Genomic DNA, 18,848 nt, shown 5'->3' with positions numbered 1-18,848 from the left:
TGCTCCCGCTATTCAGGCCTGGTTTGAGTGAGGCGGAATCCATCGCCGTCCTGAACGATGTAGCCCGCACCCGGGCCGGTGAAATGAGTGCCCAACACCAGCAGGTCAGTGCCAGCGCTCGACTCGAGGAAAGCTCGACGGTTGCGAGCCGACGCATCGCCGTCGAAGTCACCGGTCGAGCTCCAGTCGGGGCGGGCAATCTGCATGGGGTGATGGATGAAGTCGCCCGTGACGAACGCTGAGACTCCGTCTGATTCCAGCCGCACGCTGTGGTGGGCCGAGGTGTGGCCGGGCGTTGATTCATAACGAACGCCATCCACGATGTGACCGTTGGTCGGCACAAGCTCAAGCAGGCCGGCGTCGATGACCGGTTGGATCGACTCCTCTTGGATCAGCTTCGTCTGTGTCGCCAACGCCGACTCGTCGGCCAGGAAGGCTCGTGCAATCAGGTCGACGTCTTCATCATCAGAACCCTCGTCGGCCGGCGCCGCCGCCTCGGTCGTGGGGGTCAACTGGTTGAGATGGGCCTCGTACTCCTCGCGCACCAGCATGAGTCGCGCGTTCGGAAAGGTCGGCACCCAATCGCCATCGGCGTCCTTCATGGCAAACCACCCGACGTGATCGAGGTGAAGATGGGTACAGAGCACGATGTCAATGTCGTCGCGACTGTAGCCTGCCTCCTCAAGGCGCCCGAGAAACGCTGTGTTCAGTCCAGTCCACACCGGCTGCATGGGGTAGTTCTTGTCGTTGCCGCAGCCTGCATCGATCAAGATTCTGTGATCCCCGGTGTCCACGACGTACGAGTGGATGTCCCACAACGTCTGGCCAGCATCGTTGGCGTAGTCCGACATCCAATCGATCCCGAGAACCACCTCCGGCGTCGCTTGCGCGATGAGCCCGTCGAGGAGGCCGGCCTCGATCTGCAGCTCATGGACTTCGGTGACCTTGATCTTGCCAACTTGCCAGGTCCGCATCGCGATGCCTTTCGTCTCTTCAGTTTCGCAACGGTGTCAAATTATCAACACTACATTCAGTATCACGTCTGCTACGTGCGCCGTCAATCTCGAATTCCGCTCACTCCTTTTCGTCGACCCGATCAGTTTCTCGGGCATCCGAATCCAAGGAGGAATTGGTTGATCAACGTCTCCCACGACTAGGGGCCTATGGAAAGAATCCTCGTCCGCGATCGCCTGACAAGCTCGTTAACCCGTCAGAACATTGACTTGGGCGCAAGTATGTCTAATAGTTAACGCTTACGTCAATATGTTCAAAATGGAGCGTGGGTTCAGCCAATCTAGGAGGAGCGCGAATGATCAAAATCTTGGTCTTCAACAGCCGCAAGCAGGGAGTGTCTCTCGAGGACTACCGGGACTACTACGAAAATGTTCACGCCCCATTGGCACGAAGCCTGTTTCCGACGTTGGGCACCTACCGGCGCAACTATGTCGACCTCGAGCGCACTCACCTTGCCGAGACTCGGCAAGGACTGGCCCCGGCGTCCTCCAGCAATGAAGCAAACGGCCGGTTCGACTCGATCTCCGAAGTGTTCTTCGACAGCTGGGAGGCTTTTGAGACCTTCCGCGACCGAAGCGCCGAACCGGCCGTCCGGGCACAGGTCCTGGCAGATGAGGAGAACTTCCTCGACCCTTCGGCGATCCGCCGCTTTGTCGTCCTCCCTGATGGCGACTCGGCCTGGTCATAGTGGCTCAGCGCTTCACGTTGGCCGCCTTTCTTCAGGTGTGTGTTGATCGCCCCGGCACCACCGTGTTGACAAGCCGGGCGATCCCACTGGCCAGAAACGTCCGTCGATCGTGTCGGGAATCCGGAGCTCATCGGGCATGTGAGTGATCCCGTCCGGGACCACCCGCATACATCTCGCCGAGCAAACGACGCCAACACAGCTGCCGAAAAGTCTCTAGTAGCCGCGGATGATTCGACGTCTGGCGAGCACATATTCCATGGCGAGCGGCCAGACCGGGATCGTCGAAATCAAACGTCGCTGACGACGACACGGAGCCTCTCTCGCAGTTCCTGGCGTCCGACCGACACTCGACACCCCACGCGGGCGTATCGTTGACGCCACGAATCGGGGCAGGAGTGGGGCCTGATGGACGTGCAGCTGGTGGTCGACATCCACCGACACCTCAACGCCCCGCGCGAGCGCGTCTACCGCGCGTTCGTCGATGAGCGCGAGCTGAGCGCCTGGTTCTCGCCGGACGGCGCGTGGGTCGTGCCCGGCACCGTCTCGATTGATGCCAGAGCCAGCGGCCATCGACGACTGACAATCGCGACCTATAGCGGTGCGATGGACTGGTCCATCGACGGCACCTTTACAGACGTGATCGAGAACCACAGACTCCAGAGTGAAGAGAACCTCACGAGCTACTTCAACGGCGATGGAATCGACCATGTGAGCCTCAGCATCGAGTTCGTCGACGAAGGCGATGGCACCCGACTGGAAGTGCGGGAGGGCCCCTGCCCGGGCCCAATGGCGCGGGTGCTGCGTGAGTTCTGGCTTCAGTCGTTCCGCAAGCTCGATGAATTTCTCGCTGATCAGGCCAACCAGCAAAGGTCAACCTCGCGAGCATCCGGTCTCGAGCCGCAGTCAGGGCAAGCGACGCCGCGCACTCGTTCAACTCCGCACGTGCAGGAGATCAACTGAAACTCGATGGTTGGCCGCCCAGGTCTAGACACCCCTTCAGTGTGCTTCGGACAAATGACACTCCGGGAGAGCCACGCGGTCGAGCACTCGCGTGGATGGGTTGGCACTCGGCCGCTGCTTCGCGCCCGGGACCGCAATCAGGTCGCTAGGTTTGTCGAGTCCATGAGATCCCTACCTGCGGAACTTCTCGGCTCAGCCACGCGGCGTCGGTGGGTTGATCCAGGGACACTCATCAACCGGCACAACTCTCGCGGTCTGCTCCAGAACGGCGTTGACCAGCTCAGCAACTCGTTCGGCGAGCATTCGTCCCTCGAAGGTGTTGATCGCTCCATACCTGCGCGTTATGTCGATCACCTGGTCGACGATCAGGGCCATCAACTGCAGGTCCTGGCCGACGACGTTCAGGCAATCGTCTGTTGTGTGGGCGCGGCGACGATCACGCGAAGACCGCTGGCGCGAAGCATCTCGACCTGCGCCGCGCTCGGACATCGCCTCGACAACGTCCGAAAGGTTGTTGACCTTCGGTTGCTTGTCCTTCCAGCTCTCCAGACCGTGGCGCTCTTCGTACGCCGACTGCCGACACTGTTGCGAGCACCAGCGACGAGGCCGCCCACGCTTCTGCGGCGGCATACGCTTCCCGCACCGCTCACACAGCCGAGGCTTGCTCGGCTCCTTCGACCCGTTGCCATCGCTCATGACTCCACAAGGCCGAGAGTTCTAGCCCGAGAGGACACCGCGCTCAAATTTCGTCACACACCTAGTGCACTCCCGGATTTCCTGACGAAATGCCGGCGAGTACGAAGGCACCTTCTTTCCACGGGCTGGCATGCCTGGGAAGCACCCTGACCACGTGGGTTCGAGCAATGTTCCCCCACGCAAGCCCCCACGTTCCCCCTCAACGTTCCCCAACGTTCCCCCGAATCTTGAACGTTCCCTGGCCCTTCGAGCGCGCCACCGCGGCCTTAGGTGGGTGTGATGCCAACGGATACGGAGGAAGCAAATGACTGATCAGGTGATGGAGCGCCTCGTCGCACCAGAGGATCTCGCCGAGCTGCTCTCGGTGACAACAGGGCAGCTGGCCCAGATGCGCTACCTCGGCACCGGGCCGGAGTACGTGAAGGTCGGCACGCGGGTGCGGTACTCGCTGTCGGACGTACGGACCTGGCTCGACGAGCAGCGACGCGCTCGTACGTAACGCGCAGGCGGTGATCCACAGGGACCAGGGTCATCGCCGTTGTCCACAGTTCGGCCGTTGTCTCGGGTCCCGATGAGGACGGCCGCGGTATGCCCGGAGTGTAGAAGGGACGTGATTCACTGTGGCGACCATCGAGTCGTACGAGACGTCCGGCGGCAAGCGGTATCAAGTTCGCTACCGCACGCCCGAGCACAAGCAGACCAAGAAGCGTGGCTTCAGGACCAAGCGCGACGCCGAGCAGTTCGCGGCCTCCGTCGAGGTCCAGAAGTATCGCGGCGAGTACGTCTCGCACCAAGCCGGACAGGCCACAGTCGGGGAGCTTGGACCGGGCTGGCTGGTCCGCCAGAGCGCACACCTCAAGCCGTCCTCCCTGCTGGCGCTCGAGATCGGGTGGCGCGTCCATGTCGAGCCGCGCTGGCGTGACGTAAGGGTCAGCGACATCAGTCGGACGACCATCCAGGACTGGGTCGCTGCGCTCGGTGCCGACCGGTCCGCCACGACTGTCAAGCGCGCCTTCGGGGTCCTGTCATCCATCCTCGACGACGCCGTCGATGACCGCCGCATCATCGCCAACCCGGCCAAGGGCGTGAAGACCAAGCGCAAGGTCATGCGCGGCCGCGTCTACCTCAACCACCAACAGGTCGACCGCCTTGCCCGCGAGGCTGGCGACGCTGCCGGTGTCGTCCTGGTCCTCGCGTACACGGGCATCCGTTGGGGCGAGATGATCGCGCTCCGCGTGCGCGACGTCGACACCTCCCGGCGCCGCCTCTCGATCGAACGCAACGCCGTCGAGGTCGGCACCGAGATCCACATCGGCACGCCGAAGAATCACGAACGTCGCTCGGTGCCATACATCCAGATGCTCGACCCGCTCTTCGAGAAGGCGTGCGCCGGCAAGCCGCCGGACGCCCTGCTCTTCCCCGGACCCGACGGCGAGCTCCGACGACGCACCCGGACCGACGGCTCGTCCGGCGGCTGGTTCGCCGGCGCCGTACGACGAGCCGGGATCCCCCGCGTCACGCCCCACGACCTACGCCACACCGCCGCGTCGTTGGCGATCTCGTCAGGCGCGAACGCCAAGGCGGTCCAACGCATGCTCGGCCACAAGTCCGCCGCCATGACCCTCGACGTCTACGCCGACCTCTTCGAAGACGACCTCGACGCGGTGGCCATCGCGATGAACGAAGCGGCAGTCCGCGAGCTTGGGGTGCCTCACACCAGCGGAGCCTGAAGCTGTTTCACAACCCATTCCGGTGTGGACCTTACATAGGGTGTGATCCACTCAGCAGATGGAATCGGTTCGAGTCGCAGTCATGCAGGAGAATCAGCGGTCAGCACTGTGCCAGATGCTGGAAGATTCAAGAGATTTCCCTCAGAACCTTCTGTACCTCTATCGGCGTAGACAAAGTCCCTACACCATCTTCATCGCCTCACGCGGGGACGGAATCGAGGGAGTTCTCACCGGATCATTCGATTCAGACTTCAGCAGTGGCAATTCGTTTGATTCATTCGAGCTGCCTCCGGCGCCTCATGCGTTTCTCGAGAGAATTCACGTGCGGGAGTCTGGAAGATATGCAGGAGTGGGGCGAGCCTTGATCAAGGCTTACGCGGACGCGGCTTTCGCGTCCCAGTGCACGTTCATCGGCGGATCACTTGACCTCTCATCAGATCCTGCGGCGAGAACGGCGTTCTTCACTGGTTTGGGCTTCGAAGTCCGCGCGCTAGACAACTTCGGCGCTAGTCCGACCGATGTCCTTCGGACATACATTCGTTGAGTGCGATTGGCACATCGTCGCGAATCTGAATGCGCTGCTGGCGTCAAATTGCGCAAGGAGCCGCCTGGGCCCCACGCGGGGCACAGTCCTGCGCGTCGGCAAAGCCCCAATGTCCGGGACCGAGCCGAGGCGCGTACCGGAAATGTCCGACCACAAATGATGCAACCGTGAGAACCTGCTCAATGGCGCGATCAGCGCTGAACGTGAGCCAGCGATGCACCGAACTGAGGGCCTATGGTCGATAGCAGTGATGAACTTCAGCGCCTTTCGGAGGCAATTCAACTGCTCAAGTTGTACCGAAGGGCGGAACTGGAGAGTCCGCAAGGCGAGGACTTAATCGAAGAACTGTACGTGGATCCCCTGCCCAACGACCACGTCCACAACTTGTTGTGCCGGCCCAACACCACGTTCCTCATCGGACGGAGAGGAACGGGTAAGTCGACGGTGTTCTTGCGTGCACAGAAGAGCCTCGCAAAAGACCGTGGCGCACTGTCCACCTACATTGACATCAAGACTGTCTACGAGTCGTCCCAAGTTGATCCTGCGGTCGCAAAGAACCTCGCGAAGAACCCATCCGCGCTTCCTGAATCGACTCTCGGGGAACTCCTCCTTATGACGTCCTTCCTTAGGGCTGTCGTCGCCGGCGTCCGAGATGACATTAAAAAGACTCTGCGTGGCTCATGGAAAAAGCGGGTCCGCGAGGCGTTCACCGGCTCCTTCGACGATCTGAACAGGTCATTGGACGACTTCATCGCGAGCCTTGAGACTCCTCAATTCGTGAACGTTCAGGGTCTACGCCAGCCAGTGTCGCGCTCGATGCATCGTGATGAAACCGACGACGGTCTGAAAGCAGGATTGAAGATCGATTCCTCCGGTCCTAGTGGAAATCTAGGAGCCGAGCACCGGGACAGGAAGGTCGCAGAAACCGAGGAGACTTACTCCGACGTCCTCATGCGGACGTTCGACCTCCGGCGCCTAATCTCAGCGTTGAAAGAACTCTTAGAGCCCGCTGGCGTGAAGCACTTGTTCATTTTCTTGGATGACTTTTCGGAGCTTCCCCGGCCCGCGATGGAAAGCGTCGTCAACGTGCTGGTTGCGCCGCTGAACAACTGGTCCGACGAGCTGGTCAAGTTCAAGATCGCTGCTTACCCAGGCAGGATTTACTACGGAGACCTCGACAAGTCAAAGATCGACGAGGTGAGCCTCGACCTCCACACCCTCTACGGCACTGGGTCAATGGGCGAGATGGAAGACAAAGCGATCGACTTCGTCCGGCGGCTCGTGACAAAACGCCTAGAACACTTCGAACTGGACGTCCACGACTACATCGACCCGCGAAACGCTGCCTCAGTTTGGGCAGCTCTTTTTCACGCGTCGATGGGCAATCCACGCACGCTCGGATACATATTGTTCTTCACTTATGAAAGTCGACTTCTCTACGGCGAAGCCATAAACGTGACCAGCGTCCGCGACGCGGCCAAGAGGTACTACGAAGAAAAGTTGGAGCCCTACTTCTCGATGGGAAAGTTCCTGTACGAGACATTCGACGAGAAGTCGACCATCTTCAGCCTCAAAGAACTTCTGGAGTCCCTTGTGAACCGGGCACGCACGCTCCGAGCTAAGGACGCGGCCAGTGCATTCCGCCGGATCGATGGCCAACATCCGACCAGCCACTTCATCGTCAATCCGAACTTTGACTCCATACTGTCCACGCTTGAACTGAACTTCTTCTTGACCAAGTACTACTCAATGAGCAATCGGGACGGCCAGCGCGTCTCCGTGTACGCGCTTAACTACGGATTGTGTGCGAAATACTCGATCGCCTTCGGTCGACCTTCGGACAACCGGGACCTGAGGTTGTATCTAGTCGAGCGAGTCTTCGACTACAACCCGATACTTCAGGACTACATCGCAAACAACCAAGAGATTAAGTGTGATACCTGCGGACACGTCTTCGAAGCGGAGGATCTTCCTGCGCTCAAGCGATTCAGCATGCACTGCCCGGAATGCATCTCGGGGATTTGCACAGTCACCAACATCTCGAAGAAATACGAGGACCTGATTCGGGAGGTCAATGAGGAGCAACTGCTGCCGGCGACTGAACTAGGCATTCTGCAGGCCCTCAAGTCGGATTCCGAACCCCAGTATGCCGCCACAATTGCGGGCGAGATGGATGTCTCGTACCAACTAGTCGGCAAACGAGCCAAGCGTCTAGGTGAGCAAAGTCTTGTTGATCGTGACGAGGTCCGCGGCCGTCCTGAGTTCAAATTGACAGAACAGGCCAGGCGTATCTACTTCTCGTCCGCCGGCGACGGTGAACTCACATTCGAGACCGGGACTTCAGGCGGCCCCGGCTCCGCAGAGTGACGAGCGATTGTCTTGACCCTGGGAAGGGTCAGGACGGTGAGATGATCAGTTGCACAACAGCTCGAGAGGTGAACCTCTGCCGATCAAATGGACGAGAAATTTAAGTCCCGACCTTGGGCAATCGAATGCGGGGAATTCAAGTGGCCAAATGGCGGTCCGTAGAACTTGAGTCTCTAGTGGGTGGGCCATTGGATGAGGTTGGTCTGACGGAAGCAGCACTGCAACGGATGATCACCAGTGGAGCGTTGGAAGGCGAGCAACTCGACTTCAAGAGCAGAGTGCCGGCTTCTGGGAATAGCCAGGAAGGACGGTGGTCCGCGAGTCAAGAGTTCGCTAAAGACGTTGCGGCTTTCGCTAATCACCGTGGGGGATTGCTGCTGTTCGGAGTACGAGAAAGCGACGGGGTCGCGACTGGCCTTGCGGCGATTTCCGATGGAAGCTTCGAATCACAAGAACAGCGACTCCGGCAAGTTTTGGCCACCAACCAAGCGCCAACGGCGTTGATCGAATGCTTCATGATTCCCGCGGAAGAAGGCGGGTTTTACATGGCGGTAGTGGTTCCTCCGAGCTTCCGTGCGCCGCACGCGATCACGGGTCATCCTGGAGACTCTAGGAGACCCTTGTATTACCCGGTGCGAAATGGCGCAGACACTGTCTGGCTCTCCGAATCAGAGGTTGCTGAGTCGTACAGACGGCGTGTCGACGGGCGTGCGGCCGCTGAGTCTCTGACCACATCGCTCTTAGCTAGAGGGCAGGAGGCTCTCGCACGTCGAGGCGGTTATTGGGTTTTCGTATCCGCGATCCCAGAACTAAGAGTCGACACAGCCCTGCGTCAAGATGTGATCAAGGAGATCGAGGCCTGGCAACGACTTGGCGCTTTAGCGCTTCCGTCCGGTCGATACCTTCCGACGCACGGCGCTGGTATCCCAGTGCCAGGCGGGGTGTCGTTCACTCAGGCGGCTACGACAACGCGAACGGACGAGACGGTCCCCAACGGGGCTTATCTTGAATTGCATGCGGACGGCACTGTCTTCGCTGCCGCATTTCTAGCGGACCATGCGCCCGCAGGAGCAGACGTCAGCGAATACCTACTGGTTCAGGACCTGATCCTGCTCGTGGATCAGACGCTCCGATGGGTGGTGCACCGTTCCGGAGCTTGGGGCGTGGCAACGCTCGTGACTGGGATTCACGATGCAAGCGGAACAGGTGCTAACGACTGGTATGACGGATTGTCATTGACGGACCGGCGAAGGGGCGACCAGGTTCCTCGAACACGAACGCTTCGGTCGCAGCCTAAGTCCGAGGTCGCAGCAGATTTGGGGCAGGCGAGTGACCAGCAAGGCCGTTTCGCGATCGCCCACTACGTTGCTTCGACCTTGCTCCAGTGGTTCGGCGTCGCTGAGCCCGATCTGATTGGCGTCGACGGAACAATCTTCACTCGGCGTTGGGAAGTCGACCGTCATGACCTCGCGAGGTGGGCCGTAAATCAAGGCGTCTCCACTGATGAGACCTACTGAATCCCCGTCGCATGGCCGCAGTCGTCCAAAGTTGGGTCGCAGAACGCCTGCCGCCCGACCGACAAATATCATGCGACTAACGACTCCCTCTCGCCGCATACTCGCCACGGCGAGTCGGGCTAAAGAAGGCTCTCTGCGGCGATCGCAGATCACGATTCAGCAGTGATCTCATCCACATCGTCAAAAAAGTGTGCCCAAAATGTGCCCAAAACGGACATTGTGACAAAGTGAAAACCCCCGATATTACTGGGATTCCAGTGAAAATCGGGGGTCTTCATCGTGCGGTGGCGGTGGGATTTGAACCCACGGTAGGGATGAACCTACACATCATTTCGAGTGATGCACCTTCGGCCGCTCGGACACGCCACCGCGGACGAGGTTACCGGAAGCCCGGGCGCTGGCCGAATCCGCCCTCACCCTCCGATGTGGGTGCGGATCGCGGCGCCGATCCCTGCGATGTCGGCGAGGACTCGTTCACGCGGGTCGCGGTCTGCGTCGTCGGGCCAGCTGGCCAGGACGGCGTACGCCACCTCGGCATCGGGGCCGGCGACGACGCCTACGTCGGCGCGTACGGTGCTGATGGTTCCAGTCTTGTTGATCAGCGTGATGCCGCGATCGGGTTCGGTGTGCGCCAGCGGGTCGAGGCCGAACGCGGAGGCGACCATCGACAGGTCGGCGTTGGCCGCGACCCAGCGCAGCACGCGGGCGCTGACCTGCGCCGAGACGATCTCGCCGCGATGCAGGCGCACCATGAGGTCGGACAGCTCGTCGGCGTTCGCTTTCGAGAGGGCCCATGGGTCGTCGAGCCCGCGGTCGTCACGGACCCGGTCGAGCAGAGCCGAGTGCTCGAAGCCGAGCGACGTGGAGGTGGCGGTGACCGCCTTGATGCCGATGCGACGGACGAGGACGTTGGTGGCGAGGTTGTCGCTGAACCCGCCGACCAGCCAGCAGAGGTCCCCGATCGTGAACGAGTCGCGATGCATCAGATGCCACAGCCCCGAGTCGGCGACCGCATCGTCCTCCGTACGAACGAGCTCCTCGCCGAGGTCGAGATCACCCGCCTCAGCCTGTCGCGCGATCTCGATCAGCAGGAACAGTTTGCCGACGCTTGCAGTGCGCAGCACCACGTCGGGCTCGATGGCCGCCAGGACCTCGGACGTACCGGCATCGCGGACGCACACCGACCATTCGACGTCTCGGAACAGCGGCGGCAGGTCCACGGGTCACACCGTAGCGAGGAGACGGGCAGTCTTGCGTGACACATCAGTCGGCTACCACGCATCACCTCCGTCGAACCTCTCCCGGTTCGATCCCGCCGCGCAGTCCTGGTGTGTAGGTTGTGATTCGTATTCTGCGGGAAGGATGGACCGATGACCGTACGACCCGACAGCAGCCGAGCGCCTCGCTCGGCCACGATCCTCAAGTCGCGGTTGATCGACGCGCACCGCGAGGAGTTCGAGGCAGGCCTCGAGTGGGCGCTGACCGATCCCATGATCGAAGCGGCCGCGGCCCGCATCACCGGGGCGCGCCGCCGGTTCGTGCTCGGCTCGGCCACCTCGTTCACGTACGCCTCGCTGCTCGCAGCCAAGCTCAGCAACTCGCTGGCGCAGGTGACGCTGGTCGACGGCACGATCGTGCGGCCGCTCGACATCCTCTCGGACGTACGCGCGAGCGACGTCATGATCGTGCTGTCGTTCCGGCGATTCCGCAGCTACACGATCGACACCGCGCTGCCGTTCGTCGACGCCGGCGGCTCGCTCGTGCTGATCACCGACTCCGACACCAACCCGCTCGCCGCACGGGCGACCGAGGTGATCGTCATCGGTCCCGACGACACCGCCGGCTACGCACACGTCGACGACGAGCTGAGCATGCACCCAGAGACGCCTGAGGTGTCGCCGCCCGTCGTGGCGCTGGTCATCGATCTCCTGGCGACGCTGGCGACCGCCAGCGCCAAGGGCGCCAACCGCCGGTTCGCCGAGCGCCAGCGGCTCGCATCGAAGCTCGGCCTCTACCGTGATTGACCATTCCTCGGTCCTCGTCGGGCAGCCGGCGGCGATCGAGGCCCTCAGCCTGGCGCCCCTCGTCGACGGTCACAACGACCTCGCGTGGGAGGCCCGGGACAATCGGGCGTACTCGGTCGAGGGCATCGACGGTGACCTGGCCGGCGTCTTCCAGACCGACCTCCCACGCCTCCGCAGCGGCGGCGTGGGCGCACAGTTCTGGTCGGTCTACGCGCCGTGCGAGCAGCAAGGCGCCGAAGCCGTGACGTACACGCTGGAGCAGATCGACTTCGTCCACCGCCTGATCGCGCGCTATCCCGAGTCGCTGTCGTACGCCTGGAGCGGTGACGACGTGCGGCGGGCCTGGCGGAGCGGACGGATCGCCTCGCTGCTCGGCGCCGAGGGCGGGCACAGCATCAACGGGTCGCTCGCGGTGCTGCGTGACTTCGCCCGGCTCGGTGTGCGCTACATGACGCTGACCCACAACGACAACACGCCGTGGGCCGACTCGGCCACCGACGATGCAGTGCACGGCGGGCTGACCGACTTCGGCCGCGAGGTGGTCGCGGAGATGAACCGGCTCGGCATGCTGGTCGACCTGTCCCACGTCGCTGCGACGACGATGCGTGACGCGCTCGACGTGACGACCTCGCCGGTGATCTTCAGCCACTCATCGTGCCGGGCGGTCACCGACCATCCGCGGAACGTCCCCGACGACGTGCTCGAACAACTCACCGGCAACGGTGGCGTCGTCATGGTCGCGTACGTGCCGTACTTCGTGAACCAGGACTCGGCCGACTGGTCCTTCGGTGATCGCTCGGCGCCGGAACCACGTACGACCGTCGATGACGTCGTCGCCCACGTCGAGCACGCCCGTGAGGTCGCCGGCGTCGACCACATCGGCCTCGGCAGCGACTACGACGGCGTCGCGGCGTTCCCCGAAGGGATGGGCGACGTCACCGGCCACGCCGTGCTGCTCGACCGCCTCGCCGAGCGCGGCTGGTCCAGCCTTGACCTCGCCAAGCTCATGGGCGACAACATCCTGCGCGTCCTCGACGCGACGGCTGACGGTGCCCGATGACCACCGACGATCCCGACTCCCACGCGCGCGGCCGAGCCGCAGGGGATGACCCTACGGCGTGGTTCGAGGAGCTGTACGTCGAGGCTGCCGAGGGACGGGCCACCGTCCCGTGGGACCGCGACGCCCCTTCTGAGTTGCTCGAGCAGTGGGTGGAGTCTCACGCAGCCGATGGTCACGGTCGATCTGCGGCAGTGGTGGGCTGCAGCTACGGGCGGGATGCCGAGCTGATCGCCAGGCACGGATATCGCACGCTCGGCTTCGACATCGCGCCGACCGTGATCGACGCAGCCCGCGAGCGGCACCCCGATTCGCCGGTGGACTACCGGGTCGGCGACCTGTTGGCCCTGCCGGAGGAGTGGATCGGCGCGTTCGACCTCGTGGTCGAGAGCATGAACGTGCAAGGGCTCCCCGCCGACATACGCCCGACCGCGATCGCGGGTGTTCGGAGCCTCGTCGCACCCGGCGGGACGCTGTTCGTGATCGCACTCGCCCGCGACGACGGCGCCGGCGACGAGGTCGACCGTCCACCGTGGCCGCTTGCGCGCGCCGAGATCGAGGACTTCGGCTCCGGTCTGGTGACGCGTTCGATCGAGCGCATCACCCGCGACACCGATCCGGCTATTAGCCGCTGGGCGGCCGAGTTCTTACGCGAGACCGATTGATGGACCCAGACCTGCTCGACGAGCTCACCGCCCGCGCCCTGCGCCTGGTGCGTGACGACCATCGGGTCCTCCTCGGCATCACCGGTGCGCCCGGCGCCGGCAAGACCACGCTCGCCGCCGCCCTCGTCGAACGCCTGCGCGGCGACGGAGTCGGGGTCGCGCACGTGCCGATGGACGGCTTCCACCTCGCGGATGCTGCGCTCATCGAACGCGGCCTCCTCGATCGCAAGGGGGCGATTGAGACCTTCGACGTCCACGGCTATCTCGCGTTGCTCCGGCGGCTGCGCACGGAGCTGGAGCACGACGTGCTCGCGCCCGACTTCGAGCGCACCCTGGAGCAGCCGATCGCGGGCGCCATCACCGTACGTCCGCAGGACCGGATCGTGGTGACCGAGGGCAACTACCTGCTCGACGACGAGTCGGCGTGGCCCGAGGTGCGCGCCGCGCTCGATGAGGTGTGGTTCATCGACATCGACGACGAGGTACGCCTTGGCCGCCTGGTGCGCCGGCACGTCGAGTTCGGCAAGCCCGAGGCGGAGGCCGCGATCTGGGTCGCGGACGTCGACGAGGCGAACGCCCGGCGCATCATGGCACGACGAAGCGCCGCCGACCTGGTGGTCGACGGCGCTCTGATCTGACGTTTCAGCTGGTTTCGAGGCTACGGCCGCGGGCGGCCTTCGCACCTCAACCAGCGTGACCTCCGGTGGTTGAGGTGCGGAGCGAAGCGGAGCCTCGAAACCACCAACCACCCGGGGTCAGCGGGGCTGGGAGATCGACAGGAAGGTGTCGCTGAACAGGTCGATGTCGTCCGTACGGGCGCGGCCGGTGCCGGCACCCTTGAGCAGGCTGACGAGCTCACCCGCGGCCCGGTCGACGCGCTGGCCAAGCGCGTTCGTGCCATCAGTGCCCCAGTCATAGGGCGACGCGAACACGCCGGTCGGCACGACGAGCGCCTGGAGGTACGCGAACAGCGGCCGCAGCGCGTGGTCGATCGCGAGCGAGTGACGCGCGGTGCCGCCGGTCGCCGCGAGCAGCACCGGCTTGCCGATCAGCGCGTCCGCCTCGAGAACGTCGATGAACGACTTGAACAGCCCCGGGTAGGACGCCTTGAAGATCGGCGTGACCGCGATCAGGCCGTCGGCCGCGACGATCTTGTGGATCGCGTCCTGCAGCCGCGGCGGCGCGAAGCCGGTCAGCGTCGCATCGGTGATCTCGTGCGCGAGCTCGCGCAGGGACACGACCTCCACCGACACGTCGCCGGACTGCCTCTCCACGGACTCGACCAGCCGGTCCGCGAGCATACGCGTCGTCGACGGGTCGCTCAGACCGGCTGAGATTGCCACGATCTTCGTCATGCGTTCACCTCTTCAGTGGACTCAACAGCCGCCGACTCCGCGGCATTCCGGGCCGCGACCCGAGCCGCGTGCGTCGGAGCATCCGGTACGTTCGCCGGCCGGCGCGCGTCGAACTCGGCACGCAGGGTCGGCAGCACCTCACCGAGCAGGTCGAGCTGCTCCAGCACGATCTTGACCGGGAGACCGGCGTGGTCGACGAGGAACAGCTGGCGCTGGTAGTCGCCGAAGTAGTCCGCGAACGTCAGCGTCTTCTCGACGAACTCCTGCGGGCTGCCCACCGTGAGCGGCGTCTGCGCGGTGAAGTCCTCGAGCGACGGCCCGTGACCGTACACCGGCGCATTGTCGAAGTAGGGCCGGAACTCCTTGATCGCGTCCTGGCTGTTCTTGCGGATGAAGAACTGTCCACCGAGACCGACGATCGCCTGCTCGGGCTCGCCGTGGCCGTAGTGCTGGTAGCGCTGCCGGTAGAAGTTGATCAGCCGGATGTAGTGCTCCTTGGGCCAGAAGATGTTGTTGGCGAAGTAGCCGTCGCCGTAGAACGCGGCGAGCTCGGCGACCTCAGGCGTACGGATGCTGCCGTGCCACACGAACGGCGGCACGCCGTCGAGCGGGCGCGGGGTCGCCGTGAAGCCCTGCAACGGGGTGCGGAACTGGCCCTCCCAGTCGACGATCTCCTCGTCCCACAGCCGGCGCAGCAGCTGGTAGTGCTCGATCGTCAGCTCGACGGCCTTGCTGCCGTCATAGCCGAACCACGGGTAGACCGGCGCGGTGTTGCCGCGACCCAGCATGAGGTCCATGCGGCCGTCGGCGAGGTGCTGCAGGGTCGCGTAGTCCTCGGCGATCTTGACCGGGTCGTTGGTCGTGATGAGCGTCGTCGACGTCGAGAGGATGAGCTTCTCGGTCTGCGCGGCGATGTACGCCAGCGTGGTCGTCGGCGAGGACGGCACGAACGGCGGGTTGTGGTGCTCGCCGGTTGCGAACACGTCGAGGCCGATCTCCTCGGCCTTCTTCGCGATCGTGATCGTGTTCTTGATGCGTTCGTGCTCGGTCTGGATCGTGTTGTTGACGGGGTCGGGTGTGACGTCACCAACCGTGAAGAGTCCGAACTGCATGCTGGTCATCTGTTTTCTCCTTCGCCAGGGCCATTCCTTGGTCCTGTTGAATGTTCAACTAGTTTACCACAGCTGCTATTCCCTCAGACCCGCTTCTGCCAGCCGCCTTCGTACCCGATGGCACGAAAGCCCATGGTCTCGTTGACGTCGAGTATCGGCCGGTTCTCCTCGGCATTCCAGGTCACGATCGCCTCGATCCCGGGCGCGCGCTCGAGCAGCAGGTCGGCGGCGGCGATCTTGACCAGCGTGCCGAGGCGGTGACCGCGATGGTCCCGCAGCACCAACGTGTCCTCCTGGTTGGCGATCGGCTTGCCACCCGACAGGACGAGCTCGGAGAAGCCGGCCAGGGTTCCGGAGGGCACGTGCTCGACCGCCGAGGTCAGGATCGTGCGGCCACTCTCGGCGATACGGGCGTCGTGCTCACGAACCCGCTCGACATCCCACTCGTCGACCGTCATCACGAGCCCGGCCGACGGGGCATCGGTGCTCATCCGCGTACGCAGCTCGGCGAGGTCAGGGCCCCAGCGCTCCGGGGTGGGTCCGACCCAGCTGACGACCCGGTAGTCGTCGCCTGCGGCCGCTGCTGCGGCCTCGCGCAACGGGCGAATGCGCTCGTCGAGACCGGCGGTGTCGAGGAGGCTGATGCGACTGATCTGCTCTAGCGCGTAGCCGTTGGCGCGGAGGAACCGGACGCCGTCGTCGTCGGCCGACAGGTCACCGAAGCGCGTCGGCGAAGCCACCCGGGTGCCGCCTGCAGTCGCCATGTGGGGGACGTTGACCTTGAGCACCGGCGCGCCGGCGCCCAGCGCGACCTTCTCGACGACCTGGAGCAACGCCGACCCGATCCCCGCCCGGCGATGGGCCGGGAGGATGTCGGCCATCAGGTGTGCCCCGGTCTCGGGCTGGTGCGGCCGCAACGTGACGATGCCCCGGCCGATGATCACGCCGTCCTGCCATACGGCGAAGTGGCGGCGGGTGCGGTGCGGATTGTCGCGGTATTCGGACCACACGTCGGGCAGCGACATCGCCAGCAGGTCGGTCCCCATCGTGTGGGTCTCGACCGCGTTGCGGACGGTCACGTACTCCTCGAAGACCTCCCATCCCGCGCCACCGATCGTGTCCGGAACCTTGATCTCGTCGATCGTGAAGCTAATGCTGCCCATCCCTTTCAGTGCTGCCCTTCCGATGGTGGCCGAAGAACTGCTGGAGCATGGCGGTGGACTGCTCAGCGAGCACCCCACTGACGACCTCCGGCCGGTGATTGAGCCGTCGATCACGGACGACGTCCCACAGCGAACCCACCGCTCCAGCCTTGTCGTCGAACGCTCCGAAGACCAGTCTTTCAAGACGGGCGGACACAATCGCGCCGGCGCACATCGTGCACGGCTCCAGCGTCACGACCAGTGTGCAGCCCTCGAGCCGCCACTCGCCTCGGGCCGCGGCCGCCTCGCGGATCGCGACGATCTCGGCGTGTCCCGTCGGGTCGCCGTCGCGCTCGCGGGTGTTGCGCCCTCGGCCGATGACCACGCCCGCGGCATCGATGACGAGGGCGCCGACGGGTACGTCGTCGTCGGCCAGGGCGGACTCGGCGAGGAGCAACGCCTGCTCCATCTCGTGTTCGTACGTCACCCGATGACGGCCTCGAAGGCATCGCCGAAGCCAAGCCGATCCGCGACATCGCGCAGGATGTCCTCGGGGTAGAGGTCGTCGTCGTCGCACAGCACGCCCAGGTCCAGCGCCGGCATGCCGAGATCGCTCAGGATCTCGAGGTCGCCGGCGGCCTGGGGTTCGTCGTCGTCATCGAGGTTCGGCAGGTCGAGCAGATCGGCCACGCCGACCGCGAGCGGCCAGTCCGTCACGGCGGTGATGTCCGACAGCATCGCGCGTACCTGGGTGCCCGAACGGCGCAGGATCACGAAGAAGTCGTCGCTCATCGACACCAGACCCAATACGCCGACGTCGGACGGGAACCGCGCCAACGCGTGACTGAGTCCCTCGACGTCCTCGCCGAGGGAGGGGTTGAGCTCGACGACTTGCCACTCGCCCTCGTCACGGTAGGCGGCAACAGCGAAGTCGACATCATCTTCTGCCATGCGTGCACCTCCTGTCGGACGGGCTCTCTTGCGATGGTGACAGACGCCCCATGGGCACCGCTAGTCTGCTGACATGCAGGTACACGTCGCCGACCACCCGTTGATCTCGCACAAGCTGACGGTGTTGCGCGACGAACGCACCGACTCGCCGACGTTCCGGCGGCTCGCCGACGAGCTCGTGACGCTGCTCGCGTACGAAGCCACGCGCGACGTCCGGGTCGAGGCCGTCGACGTCATCACACCGGTCGCCGCCGCCAAGGGCGTACGCCTGTCAGACCCTCGGCCGCTCGTCGTGCCGATCCTGCGAGCAGGCCTCGGCATGCTCGAGGGCATGCAGCGGCTGCTGCCGACCGCAGAGGTCGGGTTCCTCGGCATGGTCCGCAACGAAGAGACGCTCGAGGCCGTCACGTACGCCGAGCGGCTGCCCGACGACCTGACTGGGCGTCAGTGCTACGTGCTCGACCCGATGCTCGCGACCGGTGGCACGCTGGCGGCGGCGATCGAGTTCCTCGTCAACCGCGGTGCCGACGACATCACGGCGATCACGCTGCTCGCGGCCCCGGAGGGCATCGCGCGCCTGGAGTCCGAGCTCGCCGCGATCAACGTCCCGGTGACGCTCGTGACGGCAGGGCTCGACGAGAAGCTCAACGACCTCGGCTACATCGTCCCGGGCCTGGGCGACGCGGGCGATCGTTTATATGGAGTGGTCTGAGGGCGCTCAGCGCCCGAACGACCACGACAGGTCGAGTGGAGCGCGGCGAAGCCGCCAGCTGTATCGAGACCCCGTGAGCTGACTGCTCGCGCGAGCAGCTCGTCTCACGGGGCCCTTGATCTCGATACTCGTCCTCGTTCCTCGGACGAACTCGATCAGCGGGCTTCTCGGCTCAGCGGTAGATGCCGAAGTAGAAGATTGCGACGACGACGATCGCCAGGACCAGGAACATCAGGGCCTTGCTGCCCGCGCTTTCCTTGTCGTCCGGCCGGTCGTACTCGGGCTTGTCCACTGGTCCTCCAAAGGATCGGGTC

20 protein-coding genes and 1 tRNA gene are annotated in these 18,848 nt (G+C 63.9%); 12 read left to right on the top strand and 9 right to left on the bottom strand.

Translation table 11 applies throughout. The annotated features are described in order from the left end of the window. Positions 1–8 precede the first annotated feature (8 nt). Positions 9–974 (bottom strand): MBL fold metallo-hydrolase, encoded by a 966-nt coding sequence (locus AC1DVU_RS05570; protein WP_476921421.1) that lies wholly within the window; start codon positions 972–974, stop codon positions 9–11. Positions 975–1,309: 335 nt separating this feature from the next. Between AC1DVU_RS05570 and AC1DVU_RS05565 the strand changes: the two genes are divergently transcribed. Further along, positions 1,310–1,702: an EthD domain-containing protein gene (locus AC1DVU_RS05565; RefSeq protein WP_476921420.1), complete on the top strand. Its 393-nt coding sequence runs from the start codon at positions 1,310–1,312 to the stop codon at positions 1,700–1,702. 405 nt (positions 1,703–2,107) lie between these two features. Beyond that, positions 2,108–2,662 carry an SRPBCC family protein gene (locus tag AC1DVU_RS05560; RefSeq protein WP_476921419.1) on the top strand — a complete coding sequence of 185 codons (555 nt, stop codon included), beginning with the start codon at positions 2,108–2,110 and terminating at the stop codon, positions 2,660–2,662. 192 nt (positions 2,663–2,854) lie between these two features. Here the strand turns inward: AC1DVU_RS05560 and AC1DVU_RS05555 are convergent, their stop codons facing one another. Further along, positions 2,855–3,358, bottom strand: coding sequence for a hypothetical protein (locus AC1DVU_RS05555; protein ID WP_476921418.1), 504 nt, complete (start codon positions 3,356–3,358; stop codon positions 2,855–2,857). A gap of 304 nt (positions 3,359–3,662) precedes the next feature. Between AC1DVU_RS05555 and AC1DVU_RS05550 the strand changes: the two genes are divergently transcribed. The 5 genes from AC1DVU_RS05550 (at position 3,663) to AC1DVU_RS05530 (ending at position 9,516) form a co-directional block, all read left to right on the top strand. Continuing rightward, the gene (locus AC1DVU_RS05550) at positions 3,663–3,857 is read left to right on the top strand and encodes a helix-turn-helix transcriptional regulator (RefSeq protein WP_344768943.1); all 195 of its coding nucleotides are present in this window, start codon (positions 3,663–3,665) and stop codon (positions 3,855–3,857) included. Between the two features lie 121 nt (positions 3,858–3,978). After that, the gene (locus AC1DVU_RS05545; RefSeq protein WP_476921417.1) at positions 3,979–5,088 is read left to right on the top strand and encodes a site-specific integrase; all 1,110 of its coding nucleotides are present in this window, start codon (positions 3,979–3,981) and stop codon (positions 5,086–5,088) included. 58 nt (positions 5,089–5,146) lie between these two features. Next, positions 5,147–5,632, top strand: coding sequence for a GNAT family N-acetyltransferase (locus AC1DVU_RS05540; RefSeq protein WP_476921416.1), 486 nt, complete (start codon positions 5,147–5,149; stop codon positions 5,630–5,632). Positions 5,633–5,866: 234 nt separating this feature from the next. Continuing rightward, positions 5,867–7,999, top strand: a complete 2,133-nt coding sequence (locus tag AC1DVU_RS05535) for a hypothetical protein (protein WP_476921415.1) — start codon at positions 5,867–5,869, stop codon at positions 7,997–7,999. A 125-nt stretch (positions 8,000–8,124) separates the two neighbouring features. Then, positions 8,125–9,516 carry an AlbA family DNA-binding domain-containing protein gene (locus AC1DVU_RS05530; protein WP_476921598.1) on the top strand — a complete coding sequence of 464 codons (1,392 nt, stop codon included), beginning with the start codon at positions 8,125–8,127 and terminating at the stop codon, positions 9,514–9,516. A 282-nt stretch (positions 9,517–9,798) separates the two neighbouring features. On the opposite strand, the gene AC1DVU_RS05525 is transcribed toward AC1DVU_RS05530, so the two are convergent. Together AC1DVU_RS05525 and AC1DVU_RS05520 are read right to left on the bottom strand one after the other, a co-directional pair. Next, positions 9,799–9,885: transfer RNA gene (locus tag AC1DVU_RS05525), tRNA-Ser, on the bottom strand. Between the two features lie 44 nt (positions 9,886–9,929). Then, positions 9,930–10,736 (bottom strand): serine hydrolase, encoded by an 807-nt coding sequence (locus tag AC1DVU_RS05520; RefSeq protein ID WP_476921414.1) that lies wholly within the window; start codon positions 10,734–10,736, stop codon positions 9,930–9,932. A gap of 150 nt (positions 10,737–10,886) precedes the next feature. On the opposite strand from AC1DVU_RS05520, the gene AC1DVU_RS05515 reads away from it, so the two are divergent. The 4 genes from AC1DVU_RS05515 to AC1DVU_RS05500 are packed head-to-tail and all read left to right on the top strand — an operon-like array spanning position 10,887 to position 13,900. Further along, on the top strand, positions 10,887–11,540 hold the full coding sequence (locus AC1DVU_RS05515) for a MurR/RpiR family transcriptional regulator (RefSeq protein WP_476921413.1): 654 nt from the start codon (positions 10,887–10,889) through the stop codon (positions 11,538–11,540). Further along, positions 11,533–12,600 (top strand): dipeptidase, encoded by a 1,068-nt coding sequence (locus AC1DVU_RS05510; protein ID WP_476921412.1) that lies wholly within the window; start codon positions 11,533–11,535, stop codon positions 12,598–12,600. The genes AC1DVU_RS05515 and AC1DVU_RS05510 overlap by 8 nt, the downstream gene beginning before the upstream one ends. Continuing rightward, positions 12,597–13,262: a class I SAM-dependent methyltransferase gene (locus AC1DVU_RS05505; RefSeq protein WP_476921411.1), complete on the top strand. Its 666-nt coding sequence runs from the start codon at positions 12,597–12,599 to the stop codon at positions 13,260–13,262. The genes AC1DVU_RS05510 and AC1DVU_RS05505 overlap by 4 nt, the downstream gene beginning before the upstream one ends. Further along, a complete protein-coding gene (locus AC1DVU_RS05500; RefSeq protein WP_476921410.1) occupies positions 13,262–13,900 on the top strand; it encodes a nucleoside/nucleotide kinase family protein in 639 nt (212 codons plus the stop codon). The genes AC1DVU_RS05505 and AC1DVU_RS05500 overlap by 1 nt, the downstream gene beginning before the upstream one ends. A gap of 117 nt (positions 13,901–14,017) precedes the next feature. Here the strand turns inward: AC1DVU_RS05500 and AC1DVU_RS05495 are convergent, their stop codons facing one another. The 5 genes from AC1DVU_RS05495 to AC1DVU_RS05475 all read right to left on the bottom strand — a co-directional run bounded on the left by AC1DVU_RS05495 (position 14,018) and on the right by AC1DVU_RS05475 (position 17,822). Next, a complete protein-coding gene (locus tag AC1DVU_RS05495) occupies positions 14,018–14,617 on the bottom strand; it encodes an FMN reductase (protein ID WP_476921409.1) in 600 nt (199 codons plus the stop codon). Next, on the bottom strand, positions 14,614–15,729 hold the full coding sequence (locus tag AC1DVU_RS05490; RefSeq protein WP_476921597.1) for a CE1758 family FMN-dependent luciferase-like monooxygenase: 1,116 nt from the start codon (positions 15,727–15,729) through the stop codon (positions 14,614–14,616). The genes AC1DVU_RS05495 and AC1DVU_RS05490 overlap by 4 nt, the downstream gene beginning before the upstream one ends. 83 nt (positions 15,730–15,812) lie before the next feature. Beyond that, a complete protein-coding gene (locus AC1DVU_RS05485) occupies positions 15,813–16,892 on the bottom strand; it encodes a GNAT family N-acetyltransferase (protein WP_476921408.1) in 1,080 nt (359 codons plus the stop codon). Continuing rightward, positions 16,879–17,358: a tRNA adenosine(34) deaminase TadA gene (gene tadA, locus AC1DVU_RS05480; RefSeq protein ID WP_476921407.1), complete on the bottom strand. Its 480-nt coding sequence runs from the start codon at positions 17,356–17,358 to the stop codon at positions 16,879–16,881. Before tadA ends, AC1DVU_RS05485 begins: the two co-directional genes overlap by 14 nt. Then, a complete protein-coding gene (locus AC1DVU_RS05475; protein WP_476921406.1) occupies positions 17,355–17,822 on the bottom strand; it encodes a tRNA adenosine deaminase-associated protein in 468 nt (155 codons plus the stop codon). Before AC1DVU_RS05475 ends, tadA begins: the two co-directional genes overlap by 4 nt. 73 nt (positions 17,823–17,895) lie before the next feature. Here AC1DVU_RS05475 and upp point away from each other — a divergent pair, with 73 nt between their 5' ends. Next, positions 17,896–18,534 (top strand): uracil phosphoribosyltransferase, encoded by a 639-nt coding sequence (gene upp / locus AC1DVU_RS05470; protein ID WP_476921405.1) that lies wholly within the window; start codon positions 17,896–17,898, stop codon positions 18,532–18,534. Positions 18,535–18,848 lie beyond the last annotated feature (314 nt).

The sequence above is a fragment of the Aeromicrobium sp. P2_G6 genome (genome assembly GCF_056403535.1).
This window is presented reverse-complemented; position numbering and strand designations above follow the sequence as displayed.